This window comes from Aurantimonas sp. Leaf443 (assembly GCF_001425575.1).
In the GTDB taxonomy this organism is placed as follows: domain Bacteria; phylum Pseudomonadota; class Alphaproteobacteria; order Rhizobiales; family Rhizobiaceae; genus Leaf443.
Map to the genome: position 1 here is coordinate 21,075 of NZ_LMRD01000008.1, position 16,946 is coordinate 38,020.

General features: G+C 71.5%; 14 protein-coding genes and 1 tRNA gene. 7 read left to right on the forward strand and 8 right to left on the reverse strand.

The genetic code is table 11. The features are described from left to right. Positions 1-34 precede the first annotated feature (34 nt). The 3 genes from ASG48_RS11525 to katA form a co-directional block, all read right to left on the reverse strand. Positions 35-442 carry a type II toxin-antitoxin system VapC family toxin gene (locus ASG48_RS11525; protein WP_055849815.1) on the reverse strand — a complete coding sequence of 136 codons (408 nt, stop codon included), beginning with the start codon at positions 440-442 and terminating at the stop codon, positions 35-37. A gap of 3 nt (positions 443-445) precedes the next feature. Further along, on the reverse strand, positions 446-721 hold the full coding sequence (locus ASG48_RS11530; protein ID WP_055849816.1) for a type II toxin-antitoxin system Phd/YefM family antitoxin: 276 nt from the start codon (positions 719-721) through the stop codon (positions 446-448). Between the two features lie 136 nt (positions 722-857). Further along, positions 858-2,360: a catalase KatA gene (katA, locus tag ASG48_RS11535; protein WP_055849817.1), complete on the reverse strand. Its 1,503-nt coding sequence runs from the start codon at positions 2,358-2,360 to the stop codon at positions 858-860. A gap of 96 nt (positions 2,361-2,456) precedes the next feature. Between katA and ASG48_RS11540 the strand changes: the two genes are divergently transcribed. The 3 genes from ASG48_RS11540 to ASG48_RS11550 all read left to right on the forward strand — a co-directional run bounded on the left by ASG48_RS11540 (position 2,457) and on the right by ASG48_RS11550 (position 6,167). After that, positions 2,457-3,356, forward strand: coding sequence for a hydrogen peroxide-inducible genes activator (locus ASG48_RS11540; protein WP_244486888.1), 900 nt, complete (start codon positions 2,457-2,459; stop codon positions 3,354-3,356). 227 nt (positions 3,357-3,583) lie between these two features. Beyond that, entirely contained in the window at positions 3,584-5,350 is a 1,767-nt protein-coding gene (locus ASG48_RS11545; protein ID WP_055849819.1) for an adenylate/guanylate cyclase domain-containing protein, read from the forward strand. A 196-nt stretch (positions 5,351-5,546) separates the two neighbouring features. Beyond that, positions 5,547-6,167, forward strand: a complete 621-nt coding sequence (locus ASG48_RS11550; protein WP_082529425.1) for a glutathione S-transferase family protein — start codon at positions 5,547-5,549, stop codon at positions 6,165-6,167. A gap of 54 nt (positions 6,168-6,221) precedes the next feature. Here ASG48_RS11550 and guaB read toward each other — a convergent pair whose 3' ends face one another. Beyond that, entirely contained in the window at positions 6,222-7,727 is a 1,506-nt protein-coding gene (gene guaB / locus ASG48_RS11555; RefSeq protein WP_055849821.1) for an IMP dehydrogenase, read from the reverse strand. 148 nt (positions 7,728-7,875) lie between these two features. Beyond that, positions 7,876-8,928, reverse strand: a complete 1,053-nt coding sequence (locus tag ASG48_RS11560; RefSeq protein WP_055849823.1) for an MBL fold metallo-hydrolase — start codon at positions 8,926-8,928, stop codon at positions 7,876-7,878. Positions 8,929-9,273: 345 nt separating this feature from the next. On the opposite strand from ASG48_RS11560, the gene ASG48_RS11565 reads away from it, so the two are divergent. Beyond that, entirely contained in the window at positions 9,274-10,662 is a 1,389-nt protein-coding gene (locus ASG48_RS11565) for an MFS transporter (protein ID WP_055849825.1), read from the forward strand. Between the two features lie 116 nt (positions 10,663-10,778). Here the strand turns inward: ASG48_RS11565 and ASG48_RS18340 are convergent, their stop codons facing one another. Beyond that, entirely contained in the window at positions 10,779-11,006 is a 228-nt protein-coding gene (locus ASG48_RS18340; RefSeq protein WP_055849828.1) for a hypothetical protein, read from the reverse strand. A 285-nt stretch (positions 11,007-11,291) separates the two neighbouring features. On the opposite strand from ASG48_RS18340, the gene ASG48_RS18345 reads away from it, so the two are divergent. Next, a complete protein-coding gene (locus ASG48_RS18345) occupies positions 11,292-12,290 on the forward strand; it encodes a helix-turn-helix domain-containing protein (RefSeq protein WP_055849829.1) in 999 nt (332 codons plus the stop codon). A gap of 19 nt (positions 12,291-12,309) precedes the next feature. Next, the gene (locus ASG48_RS11580) at positions 12,310-13,596 is read left to right on the forward strand and encodes an MFS transporter (protein WP_162243925.1); all 1,287 of its coding nucleotides are present in this window, start codon (positions 12,310-12,312) and stop codon (positions 13,594-13,596) included. A gap of 103 nt (positions 13,597-13,699) precedes the next feature. On the opposite strand, the gene ASG48_RS11585 is transcribed toward ASG48_RS11580, so the two are convergent. Together ASG48_RS11585 and ASG48_RS11590 are read right to left on the reverse strand one after the other, a co-directional pair. After that, positions 13,700-14,449, reverse strand: a complete 750-nt coding sequence (locus ASG48_RS11585) for an RlmE family RNA methyltransferase (RefSeq protein WP_055849833.1) — start codon at positions 14,447-14,449, stop codon at positions 13,700-13,702. After that, positions 14,446-15,843, reverse strand: a complete 1,398-nt coding sequence (locus tag ASG48_RS11590; protein WP_055850587.1) for a Ppx/GppA phosphatase family protein — start codon at positions 15,841-15,843, stop codon at positions 14,446-14,448. The genes ASG48_RS11585 and ASG48_RS11590 overlap by 4 nt, the downstream gene beginning before the upstream one ends. A 931-nt stretch (positions 15,844-16,774) precedes the next feature. Between ASG48_RS11590 and ASG48_RS11595 the strand changes: the two genes are divergently transcribed. Beyond that, a tRNA-Gln gene (locus ASG48_RS11595) sits at positions 16,775-16,848 on the forward strand. Positions 16,849-16,946: the final 98 nt, after the last annotated feature.

Here is a 16,946-nt window from a genome sequence, read left to right on the forward strand (position 1 = left end):
GGCGGGATGGCGGGTGCGTGGAACGGTCAATCGATCAGGCTTCGTAGGGGTTGAAGAGCTTGGCGCCGGTCGGCTCGAAATGGCGGATGTTGCGCGTGGCGACGACGAGATCGTGCTCCAGCGCGGTCGCGGCGATGAGGAGGTCCATGTCGCGGCGCTGCAGATTGGTGACGAGCCGCCCCCAGCGCATGGCGACGGCCGTCGTGACCGGCAGCGTTCTCTTCGCATAGTCGACTTGCGTCTCGTCAAGCCAGTCCTCCAGACGCCTGAAGACTTCGACGTCCCGCCCACGCTGCTTTTCGATGCCGGCCTCGATTTCACCGAAACTGACGACGCTGACGAAGAGCCGCTCGGAATCGGTGCGCTCCAGCCAGTCCACGACACTTTGAACGGGCCTCGGACGAAACCCTTCGGAGATGACCATCGTATCGAGAAGGTACATCGCTCAGTCGAAGTCGATCTCGCGCGGAGCGAGTTCGAGCTCCATCGGGTTTCGCTTCTCGAATAGGTCTTCGCAGCCCTCGGGCAGCTTGGGCGCGCCCAGAATATGCTCGACGAAGGTCTTGGGCCGTTTCGACATCAGCTCGTAGTCGTGCGCGGAGACGACGACGACGGCCTCGCCGCCCTCCGTCGTCACGCGCTGCGGCTCGCCCTTCTGCGCGGCCTCGACCACGGCGGCGAGACTGTCCTTGGCATCCTGAAGCGTCCAGATCGAACCCATGGAAGGTCTCCGTGCCCGTTTGCGCCCAAGGATAGGCGCGACCGGGCCCCGCAACAAGACGAGAGCGATGGACGGGCGCAGAACGGCAAAGGGCCGGGATCGCTCCCGGCCCTTCGTCATGCGTTGCGAAGGTCGCCTATTCGGCGGCCTGCTGCGGCGTCTCGGCAGTGACCGAGATGGCCGGCTCGCGGCCCGTCAGCGCGGCGCGGGCGCGGCGCACGCCCGCCTCGTAGTCCGGATGGACCCGCTTGAAATGGGCGAGCTGGCGCTCGGCGATCTCCTCGGGAATGCCGCTCATCGCCGCGGCGAGATTGGCGAAGAGCCGCTCCTTCTGCCCGGCGTCGAACAGGTTGAACAGCGCCGTCACCTGCCCGTAATCGTCGTTGCCGATCCGGTGGTTGTAGCGGTCCGCGTCGCCGTGGATGCGCAGCGGCGGCTCCTTGGCGGAGGGCTGCTCGACCGGGCCGTTCACCGAGTTCGGCTCATAATAGGCGTCCGGATTGCCGGTCTTGATGCCGCCGAAGACGTTCATCTGGCCGTCGCGGTGATAGTGGTGCACCTCGTTCTTCGGACGGTTCACGGGAATCGTCTCGTAATGGGTGCCCAGACGGTGGCGATGGGCGTCCGCATAGGCGAAGACGCGCGCCTGAAGCATCTTGTCGGGCGAGTAGCCGATGCCCGACACGATGTTGGACGGCGAGAAGGCCGCGTTCTCGATCTCGGCGAAGTAGTTCTCGGCGTTGCGGTTCAGCTCCATCACGCCGACGTCGATCGGCGGATAGTCGGCATGCGGCCACACCTTGGTGAGGTCGAACGGGTTGTACGGGGTCTTCTCCGCGTCGAGCTCGGGCATGATCTGGACCTGCACGGTCCAGCGCGGGAACTCGCCCTTCTCGATGCCGCCGAAGAGCGCTTCCTGGTAGCTCTCGCGCGTCTTGCCAATGACCTGGTCGGCCTCCTCGTTCGTGTAGTGCTTGTGGCCCTGCTGGGTCTTGAAGTGGAACTTCACCCAGTAGCGCTCGCCCGCGTCGTTCCAGAAGGAGAACGTGTGGCTGCCGTAGCCGTTCATGTGCATCGGGTCGATCGGCAGGCCGCGGTCCGACATCAGGATCGTCACCTGATGCAGGCTCTCGGGCGAGAGCGACCAGAAGTCCCACATGGCCGTCGGCGAGCGCATGTTGGTCTTGGGGTGGCGCTTCTGCGTGTGGATGAAGTCGGGGAACTTGTAGGGGTCGCGGACGAAGAAGACCGGCGTGTTGTTGCCCACGAGGTCCCAGTTGCCCTCCTCGGTGTAGAACTTCAGCGCGAAGCCGCGCACGTCGCGCTCGGCATCGGCGGCGCCCGCCTCGCCGGCGACCGTCGAGAAGCGCGCCAGCATCGGCGTCTCGGTGCCCGGCTGGAACACCTTGGCCTTGGTATATTTGGAGATGTCGCCGGTGATCTTCAGCGTGCCGAAGGCGCCCCAGCCCTTGGCGTGGACCACGCGCTCGGGGATGCGCTCGCGGTTCTGGTGGGCCAGCTTCTCGATCAGCTGGTAGTCCTGCAGCAGCACCGGGCCGCGCTCGCCGGCGGTCCAGGAATTCTGGTTGTCGGGGACCGGAGCGCCGGCCGTCGTCGTCAGAATGGGCTTGTCAGCCATCGGGAGCTTCCCTCGCTGGAATGGTTCCAGACATACATAGGCGCTCGGGCGATAATCTCCAATCGTATTTCCAAGAGGTTGCGATCGGATTAGCTTATGGCGATGATGACCCTTCGCCAGATGCGCTACTTCGAGGCCCTGTCCCAGACGCTGCATTTCGGCCGCGCCGCGCGCCGCCTCAACATATCGCAGCCGGCCCTCTCGGCGCAGATCGCGCAGATGGAGGAACTGTTCGGCGGGCCGCTCTTCCTGCGCGGGCCGGCCGGCGTGCAGCTGAGCGCCGACGGCATCCTCGTGGGGGCGCGGGTGGCGCGTGTCCTTGCCGAGGTGCGCGAGCTCGAGAGCCTCGCCAGCGCCGGGGCCGGCCTTCTCACGGGGCGCCTGCGTCTCGGGATGATCGCCTCCGTCGCGCCCTATCTCCTGCCGCGCGTGCTGGCCCGGCTGACGCGCGACCACCCTTCCCTCGACTGCGGGGTGCGCGAGAGCGTGACCGATCGTCTCATCGACGATCTGAACGCCGGCGACATCGATTGCGCCATCCTCGCCCTGCCGGTGGAGGAGAGGGGCCTCGAAACCCTCCCGCTCTTCGAGGACGTGTTCCATCTCGCCGTGCCCGAGGGCGAGGCCGGCCGTTTCGCGGACGCCGTCGACCCGGCCACGCTGCGCGGCGAACGCATGATCCTGATGGAGGAAGGCCACTGCCTGCGCGACCAGGCGCTGCAGATCTGCCGCATCGCCGATCCCGGCGAGCGCTCGGGTTTCGGGGCGACGAGCCTTGCGACGATCCTGCGCATGGTCGCCGGCGGCCTCGGCGCCACGCTCATCCCGCAGATGGCGGTGGAGGACGAGCGCGGGCGCGGGGGCCTTGCGATCCTGCCCTTCGCGCCCCCCTCCCCGTCGCGCACCATCGCGCTCGCCTTCCGCCCCTCCACGGCGCGCCGGCGCGATTTCGAGGCGCTGGCGCAGATCCTGCGCGAGGAGCGCAGCGGGGCGTAGGAGATCCGGCCCCTCGCCCCGCCCGGCAAGGGTCCCGGCGCGGGGCGCCGCCATCTTGCGCAGCACGGCCCGCGATGCTGTAGCTGCCGGGCGCGGACTTGAGCTGCCGGGCGCGGACTTGACGGCCGCCACGAACGCGGCGCAATGCCCGGTCATCGTCTCGAGGAGGCCGACGCGCCGTCGCCCCGCTCCCGGAGCGCCTTCATCCATCGCGGGGACGCGCGGCCTTGACGCTCGAACGAACCTTTTCCCAGCTGCGCGAGGCCGCCCGCAGGCGCCGCGCGCAGGAGGCGCCGGCCCAGAGCCGCCTCGTCGCGCTGCGTCGCGCCCGCAGGGCGCTGCCCAGTCTCGCCTCGCTGCGCCTCGCCTCCGGCCTCGTCCTCTTCGCCTATGCCGGCATGCATCTCGTCAATCACGGGCTCGGCAACATCTCGCTGGAAGCGATGGCCGAGGGCGCGCGCGTCAAGCGGATCGTCTGGGGCAATCCGGTGGGCACGGTCGCGCTCTACGGCGCGCTCCTCCTGCATGTCGCGCTCGTCCTCGCCAAGACGATCGACCGGCGCTCCTGGCGTCTGCCGCCCTGGCAGGTCGTGCAGATCGCCACGGGGCTCGCGGTGCCCGCCCTCCTCCTGCCCCATATCGCGGCGACGCGCGGCACGGAGATGCTGCTCGGCCAGGAGGTCGGCTATCGCCAGCTCCTGACGCTCGCCTGGCCGAACGAGATCGTGCGCCAGACGCTGCTTCTCGCCGTCGTCTGGATCCACGGCTGCGTGGGCCTGCATTTCTGGTGGCGCCTGCGCCCGTGGTACGCCAAGGTCGCGCCCTATCTCGGCTGGGCGGCGGTCGCGGTCCTCGTCTTCGCCATCTCCGGCTTCGTCAGCGCCTCGCGCCTCGTCATCGCCGAGGACCTGCCGCGCCGCTTCCTGCCGCTGCCGGCCGTCCAGGCCATCGGCTACTGGACCGCCGAGATCCGTCTGGCCTCGCTGCTCTTCGTCGCCGCGCTCGGCGCCTATGTCGCGCTGCGCCCGCTCCTCGACCGGCTGCAGGGGCAGTTCCGCGTGACCTATCGCGGCGAGCGGCCGATGCGGGCCTCCTACGGGCCGACGCTTCTGGAGATCAGCCGCGAGGCGGGCCTCGCCCATGCCTCGGCCTGCGGCGGGCGGGCGCGCTGCTCCACCTGCCGCGTGCAGGTCCTGTCGGGGCAGGATCTTCTGGACCCGCCCGCGCCGGCCGAGGCGCGGCTCTTGGAGCGCATCTCCGCCCCGCCGGACGTGCGCCTGGCCTGCCAGACGCGGCCGCGCGCCGATATCGAGGTGCGCATGCTCGTCAATGCCGGCGAGATCTACGATCCGGCCTCGGCGTCCGACCCCTATCGCTGGGGCATGGAACGGCAGGTGGCGGTGATGTTCGCCGACCTTCGCGGCTTCACCGCCCTCACCGAGACGCGCCTCGCCTACGACGTCGTGCATTTCCTCAACGCCTATTTCGACCGCGTCGCCCGCGCGGTCGAAGGTCACGGCGGCGTCGTCGACAAGTTCATGGGAGACGGCATGATGGCGCTGTTCTCCATCGACGAGCCGCTGCCGGCGGGCGCGCGCAAGGCGGTGGCGGCCGCCGCCGAAATGCTCGCCGTCATCGACGCGCTGAACGCCGAACTCGAGGGCGAACTGGAGACGCCGCTGCGCATCGCCGTCGGCCTGCATTGCGGCCCGGCCATTCTAGGGCGCATCGGCGGCGGGCTCGCCGCCGCCTCCGCCTTCACCGCGCTCGGCGACACGGTCAACACCGCCGCCCGCCTCGAAGGCATCGCCAAGGCCGAGGACTGCCCGGTCTGCGTCTCGGAAGCGCTCGCCGAAGCGGCCGCGCTCGGCGAGGGGGCGGGCTCGCGCCTCACCGCCGACATCCGCGGGCGGCGCGGCGACGTGCCGGTGCGCCTCTATGCCGACGCCGCGGCGCTTCACGCGGCGATGGGCCGGACGGTCGCCGCCGCCTGACGCCGCAGGCCGGCGCTTCGGCGCCACGCCGACCAATTCGCCCGCCCTCCCTCGACGCGGCGCCGCCATGCGCAACCTACCGTCCCGCGGCGGATGAACGCCCTTGGCCGACGAGGTCCGGCAGACCTGCGCCCGAAGCCCGCTGGCCCGGCAGGGCCGGGACGCGGGGACCGGCCCGGCCCGAACGTGGAGACCAATGATGATCGTCGTGCACAGCCTCGCCTATTCCCGCGCCGTGCGCGTCGTCTGGCTGCTGGAGGAGATCGGCACGCCCTACGACCTTCGGACCTACGACCGGACCGAGGCCTATCGCGCGCCGGAGACCCTCAAGGCGCTCCATCCGCTCGGCAAGTCGCCGGTGATCGAGGACGATGGCCTCGTCCTCGCCGAATCCTCGGCGGTGCTGCGCTACGTCAACGAGCACTATGCCGGCGGGCGCTTCGCGCCCGAGCCCGGCACGCAGGACCATGCCCGCCACGACGAATGGCTGGACGGCGCGGAAGGCTCCTTCGCCCGCTCGATCATCGCCTCGTTCTGGGCCGCGCGCAGCGGGGCGGAGATGGAGGCGCGCATGCGCGACGAGCTCGCCCGCAACATGGCCTATCTGAACGCCGTCCTGTCGGAGCGACGCTACCTCATGGGCGACGGGCTGACGCTCGCCGACATCCAGTTCGCCTATCTCCTCGCCATGGCGGAGAAGACCGGCGCGCTCGCCCCTTACGCGGACGTCCTCACCTACTGGCACCGGCTTTCGCGGGAACCCGCGCTGCGGCGCGCGCTCGCGAAGACCGGCCCGATGATGCCCGAGCGGCTCTGACGGACCGCCGGAGAGCGGGCGCCCCTGCCGCGAAGGCGGCGCCCGCGGGCGGCGTCAGCCGCCGGAGCCGGGATAGTTCGGGCTCTCGCGGGTGATCGTCACGTCGTGGACATGGCTTTCGCGCAGGCCCGCATTGGAGATGCGCACGAATTGCGCCTTCTCGCGGAACTCCTCCAAGGTCGCGGCGCCCACATAGCCCATGGCGGCGCGAAGGCCGCCGGCGAGCTGGTGCAGGACGGCGCCGACCTGGCCCTTGTAGGGCACCTGGCCCTCGATGCCCTCGGGCACGAGCTTCAGCGTGTCGCGCACCTCGGCCTGGAAGTAGCGGTCGGCCGAGCCGCGCGCCATGGCGCCCACCGAGCCCATGCCGCGATAGGATTTGTAGGAGCGGCCCTGGTGGAGATAGACCTCGCCGGGGCTCTCGTCGGTGCCCGCGAGCAGCGAGCCGACCATGGCGGCGGAGGCGCCGGCGGCCAGCGCCTTGGCGAGATCGCCCGAGAACTTGATGCCGCCGTCCGCGATCACCGGCACGCCGGCGGCGGAAGCGGCCTCGACCGCGCCCATCACCGCCGAAAGCTGCGGCATGCCGACGCCGGCCACGATGCGCGTCGTGCAGATCGAGCCCGGGCCGATGCCGACCTTCACGCCGTCCGCGCCCGCGTCGATCAGCGCCCTGGTGCCGTCGGGCGTCGCCACGTTGCCGGCGATCACCTGCACCTCGTTCGACATGCGCTTGACCCGCGTCACCGCGTCGAGGACGCGCTGCGAATGGCCGTGGGCGGTGTCGACGACGATGAGGTCGACGCCCGCCTCGATCAGGCGCTCGGCGCGCTCGAACCCGTCCTCGCCGACGCTGGTGGCGGCCGCGGCCAGAAGACGGCCCTGCCCGTCCTTGGCCGCGTTCGGGTTCAGCTGCGACTTCTCGATGTCCTTCACCGTGATGAGGCCGATGCAATGGCCCTGCGCGTCCACGACGAGGAGCTTCTCGATCCGGTGCTTGTGCAGGAGGCGCTTGGCCTCCTCCTGGTCGACGCTCTCGCCCACCGTGACGAGGTTCTCCTTCGTCATCAGCTCGAAGATCTTCTGTGCGGGATCGGAGGCGAAGCGCACGTCGCGATTGGTGAGGATGCCGACGAGGCGCCCGCGCGTCTGGCCGCCCGCGCCGCCATTGTCGACGACGGGAATGCCGGAGATGGAGAAGCGCTGCATCAGCGCCTGCGCATCGCCGAGCGTGGCGTCCGGCCCGATGGTGACGGGATTCACCACCATGCCGCTCTCGAACTTCTTGACCTGCCGCACCTCCTTCGCCTGCTCCTCGGGCGTGAGGTTGCGGTGGATGACGCCGATGCCGCCGGCCTGCGCCATGGCGATGGCGAGGCGCGATTCCGTCACCGTGTCCATCGCCGCGGAGATGATGGGCATGTTGAGCTTGAGCGTGCGGGTGATCTGCGTGCGCACATTGACCTGGCCGGGCATCACCTGGCTATGGCCGGGGATCAGCAGCACGTCGTCGAAGGTGAGCGCCGTTCCGCCCGTGGCGGTCTCGATGATGCGGGCCATGCCGGTCCTTGCGAGGTCGGGCCGGCTGGGGCGCCGGCGGCAGAGGAATGGCAAGGGCTGGTAGCATGGCGGCCGCCGCTTTGGAAGCGGCGGCTTCGCAGATGCGAACGGCGCGGCGCCCGCGAGAGGCGCGCGCGCCGCAACCGGTTCAGGCGTCGCCGTCGATGTCGAACTGGTAGCTGGCGGCGACGTAGCGATAGCCGCCGTCCTCCATCTTCTCCACGAAGCCGACCGCGGGGAACGGCATGTGGAAGCCGATGAAGGGCGCCTTCTCCTGCGCGATGCGGTCGAAGACCTTCCGGCGCGTCTCGCTCGCCATGGCCTTGTCCTGGTCGAAGCGCACCTGCCAGTCCGGCTTCTGCAGCGAGGCGACGAAGTGGTTGGCCGTGTCGGCCGTCAGCCACAGCGCCTTGCCCCCGCTTTCCAGGCGAAACACCATCATGCCCGGCGAATGGCCGAAGGCCTCCAGGGCGGTGAGGCCCGGCACCACCGTGTCGCCCTCCTTCACGAGCGTCATCTTCTCGCGCAGCGGCACGACGAGCTTCTCGACGAGCGCGGCACCGTCCTTGCGCTCGCCCGCCTTGGCCTCGTCCGAGGTCCACCACTCGTATTCGCGCGCGCCCGCCACGTAGCGGGCGTTCTCGAAGGTCGGCCTGCCGCCGGCGACGAGGCCCTGGATGTGGTCGCCGTGAAAATGCGTCAGCACCACGACGGTGACGTCGGAGGGCGCGTAGCCGGCCGCGCCCATGCGCTCGACCAGCCGGCCGAGCCCGTTCTTGGCGCCGCCCTCGCCAAATCCCGTGTCGACGAGGACGAGATCGTCCCCGGTCTCGATCAGGACCGGCGTGAAGCCGTTGACGAAGCGGTCCTCGGGCAGGAAATTCGCCTTCATCAGCGCGCCCATCGCCTCCTGCGACTGGTCGGCGCCGAAGGTCGGGAAGGGGCCCTCGCCGGGGCGCAGCCCGTCGAGAACCGTCGTCACCCGCGCCTCGCCGATCGTGAAGCGATGCCAGCCGGGCGTGCCGGTGCGCTCGGCCGGCGCCGTGGCGCCCGGTGCCGCGGGAGCGGCTGTGGCGGCCGCCCCTTGCGCGACCGCCGGACCGGCGGCGCCGAGGAGCGCGGCGCTGGCGCCAGCGCCCGCCGCGATCTTGAGCGCGCTGCGCCGGTCGTAGGGGCGATTTGCGTCGCGTGTCTCGTCCATGGTCGATCCTTGTCGCTGCGGCGGCGCGCGCGCCGCCCGTCCGATATGAGCCCCGGTGACAGGCCGAAGGGCGGCCTGCGAAAGGCCTTGCCGCGCGGCAAGGCCCCGCTCCCGACACCGGGCGTTCCTCTCCCGGCCGGCGCGCGCGAAGCGTCGCGGCCGCGACGCCGCACCTTGCCGACGCGGCCTCGAGCCCGATCTGGGGTTCGCGCCGCTCCCGGCAACGGCCGACACGCACAGTTGAGAAGGGGCGTGCCGCCGGCCCTTGCCCAAGCGCCGCCATGGGTATTTCTACGCGTCGCTAAGCCACGCTTATCTTTCGTCGTTCTGCCGGGAAGTCCAGACTTGAAACGCACCGTCCCGATCGTCCTCGCCGTCGCCCTCTTCATGGAGAACATGGATTCGACGGTGATCGCGACGTCCCTCCCCGCCATCGCCGCCGATATCGGCACGAGCCCGATCGCGCTGAAGCTGGCGCTGACCAGCTACTACGTGTCGCTGGCGACCTTCATCCCGATCTCCGGCCGCCTTGCCGACCGGTACGGCGCCAATCTCGTCTTCCGCCTCGCCATCGCCGTGTTCATGGCCGGCTCGCTCGCCTGCGCGATGGCCGACAGCCTGACGGGCTTCGTCGCCGCGCGCTTCCTGCAGGGCATGGGCGGGGCGATGATGACGCCGGTCGGGCGCCTGCTCCTGGTGCGCGCCGCGCCCAAGTCCGAGCTCGTCAGCGCCATGGCCTGGTTCACCATCCCCGCCCTGATCGGCCCGCTGGTCGGCCCGCCCATCGGCGGCGCCATCGCCACCTATGCCGACTGGCGCTGGATCTTCCTCATCAACATGCCGATCGGGATCGCCGGGATCTGGCTGGCGACGGTCTATCTTCCCAGGGTGGAGAAGGTGCGCGGCGTCTCCTTCGACGCGCCGGGCTTCGTGCTGTCGGGCATTGCCTGCGCCGGGCTCGTCTTCGGCCTCTCGGTCATCTCGCTGCCCGCCCTGCCGCCGGCCGTGGGCCTTGCCATGGCCGGCGCCGGTCTCGTCAGCGGCCTTCTCTTCGTGCGCCACGCGCGGCGCGTCCCCGAGCCGCTGCTGCGCCTCTCGCTGCTGCGCACCGACACGCTGCGCGCGGCGATGAGCGCGGGCATCCTGTTCCGCGTCGGCTCGGGCGCGGTGCCCTTCCTGCTGCCGCTGATGCTGCAGCTCGGCTTCGGCTACACGCCGTTCCAGTCGGGCCTCGTCTCCTCCGTCTCGATCGGCGGGGCGATGATGATGAAGTTCCTCGCCAAGCCGATCCTCAAGCGCTTCGGCTTCCGCACCACGCTGATCGCGGCCGCGATCCTCGGCGGCTCGCTGATGGGCGCGCTCGCGCTCTTCGACCCCGCCTCGCCGATCGCGCTCGTCCTCGTCCTCCTGCTCGTCGGGGGCTTCTTCCGCTCGCTCTTCTTCACCGGCATCAACACGCTCGCCTTCGCCGACGTGCCGCCCGCGCGCGCCGGCGACGCCACCGCCATGCTCGCCTCGGTGCAGCAGATCTCCGTCGCGCTCGGCGTCGCGCTGGCCGGCGGCATCCTGGAGGCGGGCATGCTGATGGGCGGCCGCGAGGCGGCAACGCTCGCCGACTTCCACGCCGCCTTCCTCGTCGTCGGCGTCGTCACCGTCTCGGCCGCGCTCGCCTTTCTCGGCCTGCGGCGCGAGGCGGGCGACGAGGTGGCCGGCCGGCGCGTGCCGGCCGAGTGACGCCGGGCCGGCCGCGGGGGCCACGGCCGGCGGTCAGGCGGGGCGACCAAGCGGGCGGGCGGCCTGGGTCGACAGAACCGGATCCCATGTGTCGTCCGATGCCCTGGGGCCGGCGGTCAGGCGGTCCGGGTGCGGTGGGCCGGGCCGGGCCGGCTGTCATTGGCGGGCCGGGCCTCGGCCGTCTCGATCGGGCCGTCCCGGTCGACGATCGCCTCCAGCATGTCCGCGATCTCGTGCAGCCGCTCGGCCGGCAGGCGCTGGGCGAGGCGCTCGGCGGGCCCGCGGCCGGCGAGCCGAAGGTCCAGCACCATCAAGAGAAGATCCGCAAGCGTCTTCTGGTTCATGCGGTTCTCCCAGCGGTTCAAGCACCCGCAAGACGGTGCGCGCCCGCGACAGGACGGGCTCCCGCCCCGGTCTGCACGCGCCCGGCCGGAGCGAAGAGCATCGGCCATGAGCCACCCGGAGCATCCGTCGATCATAGCGTCTCGGACGGGCCGTCTCCATGTCCGAGCATCCCGCAAGCTTGTCCGAGCGTCCCGCCGGCACCCTCGCTTTGCGTGTCCCGTCGCGAAGGTCTGCAACTTCGGGCCGACAGCCGCATTCCGTGCTGGCTTGTCACGAGGTCGCCCATGAAGAATCCGCCGTTCGCGCGTTTCGCGTTCGACAGCCGCAATCCCGATCTTGCCGATCCCTTCGAGGCCTATCACGACCTCTACGCCGTCGGCTCGGACGTCCAGCGCGTCGGCGCGCGGTTCGAGGCGCGCTTCGAGGCCAGGCTCCTCGACCGGCTCGTCCTCTTCGACCGGCATCTCAACGACGTCGCGCACGAGCGTACGGCAACCCGCGTGCGCGCCGACGGCTTCACCCATTTCACCCTGCAGCTCGTTCTGTCCGGCCGGATGCGGATCGAGCTCGCGACCGGCGCGCGCGAGGTCCGACCCGGCGAGATCGCCGTGTTCGACCTCACGCGCCCGCAACGCACCCTCGCCTTCGACGCGCGGATCCTCACCTTCTCGGTGCCGCGCGACATCGTCGAACATGCGACCATCCACGCCATGGGCCTGCACGGCACCGTCCTCGACACCGCGCAGGGCGCGCTTCTGGCGGACGTGATGGTCTCCATCGTCAAGCGCCGTCTCGCCGAGACGACCAGCGACCCCGCCGGCGTGGTGCGCGTTCTCCAGGCCGGACTGGCGCTGGCGCTGCGGCGCGAGGACGACGGGCTCGACAAGGCCGACACGGTCGAGATCCTCGAGCGGGTGCGGCTCGTGGTGGAAGCGCATCTGGGCCGGCGCGACCTGGCGCCGGCGATCGTCGCCCATCTCTCCGGCGTCTCGCGCACGCAGCTCTACGCCCTGTTCAAGCCGATGGGCGGCGTCTCCCGCTACATCCAGGACCGCCGGGTCGCCCGGCTGCGGGCCTCGCTCCTCCATGCCGGCGGACGCGCGACCAGCATCGAGCAGCTGGCGTTTCAGGCCGGCTTCGCCTCCGGCAGCCATGCCAGCCGCCTCTTCACCCAGACCTACGGCACCACGCCGGGCCGGTTCCGCGCGGACGGCACCGATCGCACCGCCCTCGAACCGACCCGGCGCTCGCATTTCGAGACCTGGTTGCGGACGCTCGCGTGACCGGCGGGGCGGCAGGACGATGAAACCGGGGATGCCGGCGGGCCTCGTCCTCGCGCTGTCGCTCTGCAACGTCGTCGCGACCATGGATCGCAACCTCTTCAGCCTCCTCCTCACCCCGATCAAGACGAGCCTCGGCCTCGGCGACACAGAGCTCGGCCTGCTGCAGGGCACGGGCTTCGCCCTCCTCTATGCCCTCGCCGTCGTTCCCGCGGGCCTCCTCGCCGACCGCCTCGACCGCCGCCGCCTCCTCGCCGCCGGACTGGGCCTCTGGAGCATGGGCATCCTCTCCTATGCCCTGGCGCCCGGCTTCTCCGCCCTCTTCGCCGCCTCGCTCGTGGTCGGGCTCGGCCAGGCGGTGCTGCAGCCCTGCGTCCTGCCCATCCTGGTCCAGTCCTTCCCGGCGCGCGCGCACGGGCGCGCCATCGCCGTCTTCACCGCGGGCGCGGTGGCGGGGCGGGCGACAGCCCTCATCGGCGGCGGCGCCGTCCTCGCCGCGCTTTCGCGCGGCACGCCGTGGCCGGGCGCGATCGAGCCGTGGCGTCTCGTGATCCTCCTCTCCCTGATCCTGAACGCGCTGGCGCTCGCCGCCTTTCTCGCCAGCCGGCCGCCGGACGGAGCCCGCACGGCGCCGACCGGCGCGGATCGCCGCCACGCAGCCGCGCTGGCCGCCCTTCGAGCCACGCGCCCGCTCGCCTTGCGGCTCTTCCTGCAGATGAGCGCGACGGTCCTCGTCCTGCAGAGCACGGTGGCCTGGGCGCCGACCCTCCTGCATCGCCGCTTCGACCTCGCGCCGGCGAGTGCCGCGCTCGCGGCCGGCGGCGTGATGGTGCTCGCGGGAATCTGCGGACATCTGGCGGGCGGCGGGCTCGTCGATGCGGCGGGCGCGCGGCGGCGCCGGGCGGCGCCGTTCCTCGTGGGCGCGGGTGCGCTCGCGACAGGCGCCCCCTTCCTCGCGCTCTTCGCGCTGGCGCCCGGCCTGCCGACGGCGCTTCTCGGCCTTGCGGGCTTTGCCGCCGCCATCGGCGCCGCGGCGCCGTCGAGCCTCGCCGCCCTGCAGGATCTGGCGCAACCGGCGGTGCGCGGCGCCGTCACCGGCCTGATGCTGGCGGCCGCCACGCTTTTCGGCCTCGGCCTCGGCCCCTTCGTCGTCGGCCTCGTCAGCGACGGTCTCGCGAGCGGCGGCGGGGCCCTCGGTCCGGCTCTCCTCGTCGTCGTCCTGCCGGTCGTCGCCTTGGGCGTTTCGTCCGCGCTGTCGGCCGCGACCCGTCTCGCCAGCCGGACCGGCGCCCCGGCCCTGCGAGCCTGACCGGGCGAGACATCGGCCTCGCCCCGTTCTGCGGGATGCCTTCTTCGACGGCACGCCCCGAAGCGCCGCCGGGCGAGCCGAAAGCAAGAGGTAAGCCGGCGCTTCAGTCCTCGCCGCGCGGATCGTCGCGCCAGTCGGGCGCCGGCGCCTCGGCCTCGCGCTCCTCCGGCCGGTTGCCCTTGAAGCCCTTGGCCAGGACGTAGAGTTCCACCGAGCCGTCGCGGCTCGCAGGCGGCTTCACATGGTGGACGGTGGCGAAGGACTGCTTGAGGAGCGTCAGGAGATCCTGCTCCGTGCCGCCCTGGAAGGTCTTGGTGAGGAAATGCCCGCCGGGCTTCAGCGTGCGCACGGCGAAATCGGCGGCCACCTCGCACAGATGCATGGTGCGCAGGTGGTCGGTGCGTCGGTGCCCGGTCGTGGGCGCCGCCATGTCCGACAGGACGATGTCCGGCGCGCCGCCCAGCGTCTCGATGAGGCGGGCGGGCGCGGCCTCGTCGAGAAAGTCCATCTCCAGGATCGTCGCGCCGGCCACGGGCTCGACGGCGAGATAGTCGATGCCCACGACGCGCAGGTCGTCCACCGTCGAGCCGATGCGCTCGGCCGCGATCTGGCACCAGCCGCCGGGCGCCGCCCCGAGGTCCACCACCAGCATGCCCGGCTTGAGAAGGTGGTAGCGGTCGTCGATCTCGGCGAGCTTGTAGGCCGCGCGCGAGCGATAGCCGTCGGCCTTGGCGCGCTTCACGTAAGGGTCGTTCAGCTGGCGCTGCAGCCAGGCGCGCGAGGAGGCCTTGAGCTTGTTGTTCTTCTTCACGCGCACGAAGAGCCCGCGGTCGTCGCCGCGCCCCCCGCTCACGAGGCGGCCCTTCGCACCGCGTCGGCGCGCCGCCAGGCATTGTCCGCCACCATCATCTCCGTCAGCAATCCTTCCCTGAGGCCCCGATCGGCCACGCGCAGGCGCGGCGCCGGCCACACGCGCCGGATCGCCTCCAGGATCGCGCAGCCCGCCAGGACCAGATCGGCCCTGTCGCTGCCGATGCAAGGGTTGGCGACGCGGTCCTCGAAGCTCCAGGAGGCGATCCGGGCGACCAGTTCGTCCGCCTCCTCCGAGGTCAGCCACAGCCCGTCCACCTGCCGGCGGTCGTAGCGCTCGAGCTTCAGATGGATGCCGGCGAGCGTCGTCACCGTGCCGGACGTGCCCAGAAGATGGAAGTTGCGCCCGCCCACGATGGCATCGAGCTTGTGGCGGTCGGGAAAGCCCTCGATCAGCGCCACGGTCTCGGCGATCATGGTCTCGAAGATCTCGGGCGTCACGTTGCGTCCGCCATGCTTCTCGGCCAGCGTCACGACGCCCGTCGGCAGCGAGGTCCAGGCCACGATATTGCTGGCGAGCCGGCGCGACATGCCCCCGCGCAGGTCGAGCAGCGCGATCTCCGAGGAGCCGCCGCCGATGTCGAAGAGGACCGCGCCCGAGGCGCCGCGATCGACCAGCGAGCCGCAGCCCGAGACCGCGAGACGCGCCTCGGTCTCGCGGCTGACGATCTCCAGCGAGAGGCCCGTCTCCTTCTCCACCCGCTCGATGAACTCCACGCCGTTGGCCGCCGCCCGGCAGGCCTCGGTCGCGATCAGCCGCGCCCCGCGCACGTCGCGCGCGGCCAGCTTCTGCGCGCAGATGCCGAGCGCCGCGACGGCGCGGTCCATCGCCCCGCCCGAGAGGCTGCCGGTGCGCCCCAGACCCTCGCCGAGCCGCACGATGCGCGAGAAGGCGTCGACGACGCGGAACTGGCCCGGGCGCGTCGGCATGGCGACGAGAAGGCGGCAATTGTTGGTGCCGAGATCGAGCGCGGCATAGACGGGTGGGCGCTCGGGCGGCCTTGCCTCGGAGAGCGCGTCGCTCGCCGCGCGCCGCGGTGCCGTGCCGTCCGGCGCGGGCCGGATGGCAGCGTGGCCCGCGGGCTGGCGCGCGATCATAGCCCCCCTGGCCTCGGCGGGACCGACGGCCTGGCCGGTCGGCTGTCCATGGCCTTGGCCGCGCGGCGCCGCTTCCTGCGGCCCGGTACCCGGCGCTGCCGCATGTCCCGGCGCGCCGCGCCGCTTGCGCCGCCGCGGCTTGCGCGACGCCTGTGCCGGCGGCTCGCCCGCGAGCGCCGACGCCGCGCCCGCGGCCCGCGCGCGCCCATCCCGGCTCGCGCCCGCATCCGTGCCCGATCCCGCCGCCTTGCGGCGACGCCGGCGCTGCCGCTTGGTCAAGGGATCGCCGTCGCGCGTCTCGCCGGGTCCCGACGCCTGATCGCGGCGGGCGGCGCCCTCGTCGGCCGTGCCGCCCAATCCTTTGCCGCGACGGCGCCCGGCGGGCTGGGCCTCGACCGTCGTCTCGCCCCACAAAGGCTTCGCCGAGGCGACGGAGCCGCCGCGGGTCTCCCCGCGCTCCCCAGGCGCGCGCGGCGCAGCGGCGGACTGCACCGCGGTTCCGGCTTGCGAGCCGGCCGGGCGCCGATCCCTGAATGGCGATTGCGATCCGTCGGAAGCGGCCGGACGCGACGCCCGCGCAACGCGCCGGGACGCGGCGTCTGGCGCAGGCGCGATCGGATCGGAGGCGGCCCGCGAGCCGTTCGTCGGGCCGTCCGGCCGTCGCGCAGCGCCCGCCTCGCCCGCCTCGCCCGCGCGCGAGGTGGCGCCGCGGCCGGACGGGACGCCCGGTTCGAAGACGCTTCCATCACGCCCGCCCGAGGGTTCGGCGAACGCGTCGTCCGCCCCCCGCTCGGCCGTCACGAAGCCTCGCCGCGAACCGTGCGACGGGCCGTCCGTTCGGGCGCCCTTGGGTCGCAGGACGGTCTCCGGCCCCGGCGGTTCCGTTTGGGCAAGGGGCGCGGGAAGCCCGCCTCCCTCGCGATCATGGTTGCGCACGTCTGACTTTCCGGCGCGGCGCGGCCCGAAGGCGGGCGCCTGCGCCTCGTATCTCATGTTGTTGGCGCGGAGTGTATCAAGCCTTCGTGCGAGCACAAGCCGCCCATCCGCCCGCATTTTCAGCCTTTTCCGGCAGGCCCCTCCCGCTCCTTCGAGCCCGCGCCTCCACCCCGCGCCTTGAGACGCCGCCACCGCACCCGATTTTTTCGCCCGGAGGGTTCACACAGCCGCCGCCATTCGCTATACGCCCCTCACCAAGGCGCTCGGCGCCCGGTGGGGAATAGGTTAACGGTAGACCAGCGGACTCTGACTCCGTTAGTCCTGGTTCGAATCCAGGTTCCCCAGCCAGCATACAGCAAGCTCCTGTAATTATTGTTTTTTCGGCGGCTGAGAATCCTCTCGGCCCTTTCGCCACGCGATGTGCCCAAACCTGTAGCCCACAGGTG

Bases quoted from the DNA above. Each gene is read 5' to 3' on its own strand.
- ASG48_RS11530 (WP_055849816.1), bottom strand. From the start codon at position 721: ATGGGTTCGATCTGGACGCTTCAGGATGCCAAGGACAGTCTCGCCGCC.
- katA (WP_055849817.1), bottom strand. From the start codon at position 2,360: ATGGCTGACAAGCCCATTCTGACGACGACGGCCGGCGCTCCGGTCCCC.
- ASG48_RS11540 (WP_244486888.1), top strand. From the start codon at position 2,457: ATGGCGATGATGACCCTTCGCCAGATGCGCTACTTCGAGGCCCTGTCC.
- ASG48_RS11550 (WP_082529425.1), top strand. From the start codon at position 5,547: ATGATGATCGTCGTGCACAGCCTCGCCTATTCCCGCGCCGTGCGCGTC.
- ASG48_RS18340 (WP_055849828.1), bottom strand. From the start codon at position 11,006: ATGAACCAGAAGACGCTTGCGGATCTTCTCTTGATGGTGCTGGACCTT.
- ASG48_RS11525 (WP_055849815.1), bottom strand. From the start codon at position 442: ATGTACCTTCTCGATACGATGGTCATCTCCGAAGGGTTTCGTCCGAGG.
- guaB (WP_055849821.1), bottom strand. From the start codon at position 7,727: ATGGCCCGCATCATCGAGACCGCCACGGGCGGAACGGCGCTCACCTTC.
- ASG48_RS11560 (WP_055849823.1), bottom strand. From the start codon at position 8,928: ATGGACGAGACACGCGACGCAAATCGCCCCTACGACCGGCGCAGCGCG.
- ASG48_RS18345 (WP_055849829.1), top strand. From the start codon at position 11,292: ATGAAGAATCCGCCGTTCGCGCGTTTCGCGTTCGACAGCCGCAATCCC.
- ASG48_RS11580 (WP_162243925.1), top strand. From the start codon at position 12,310: ATGAAACCGGGGATGCCGGCGGGCCTCGTCCTCGCGCTGTCGCTCTGC.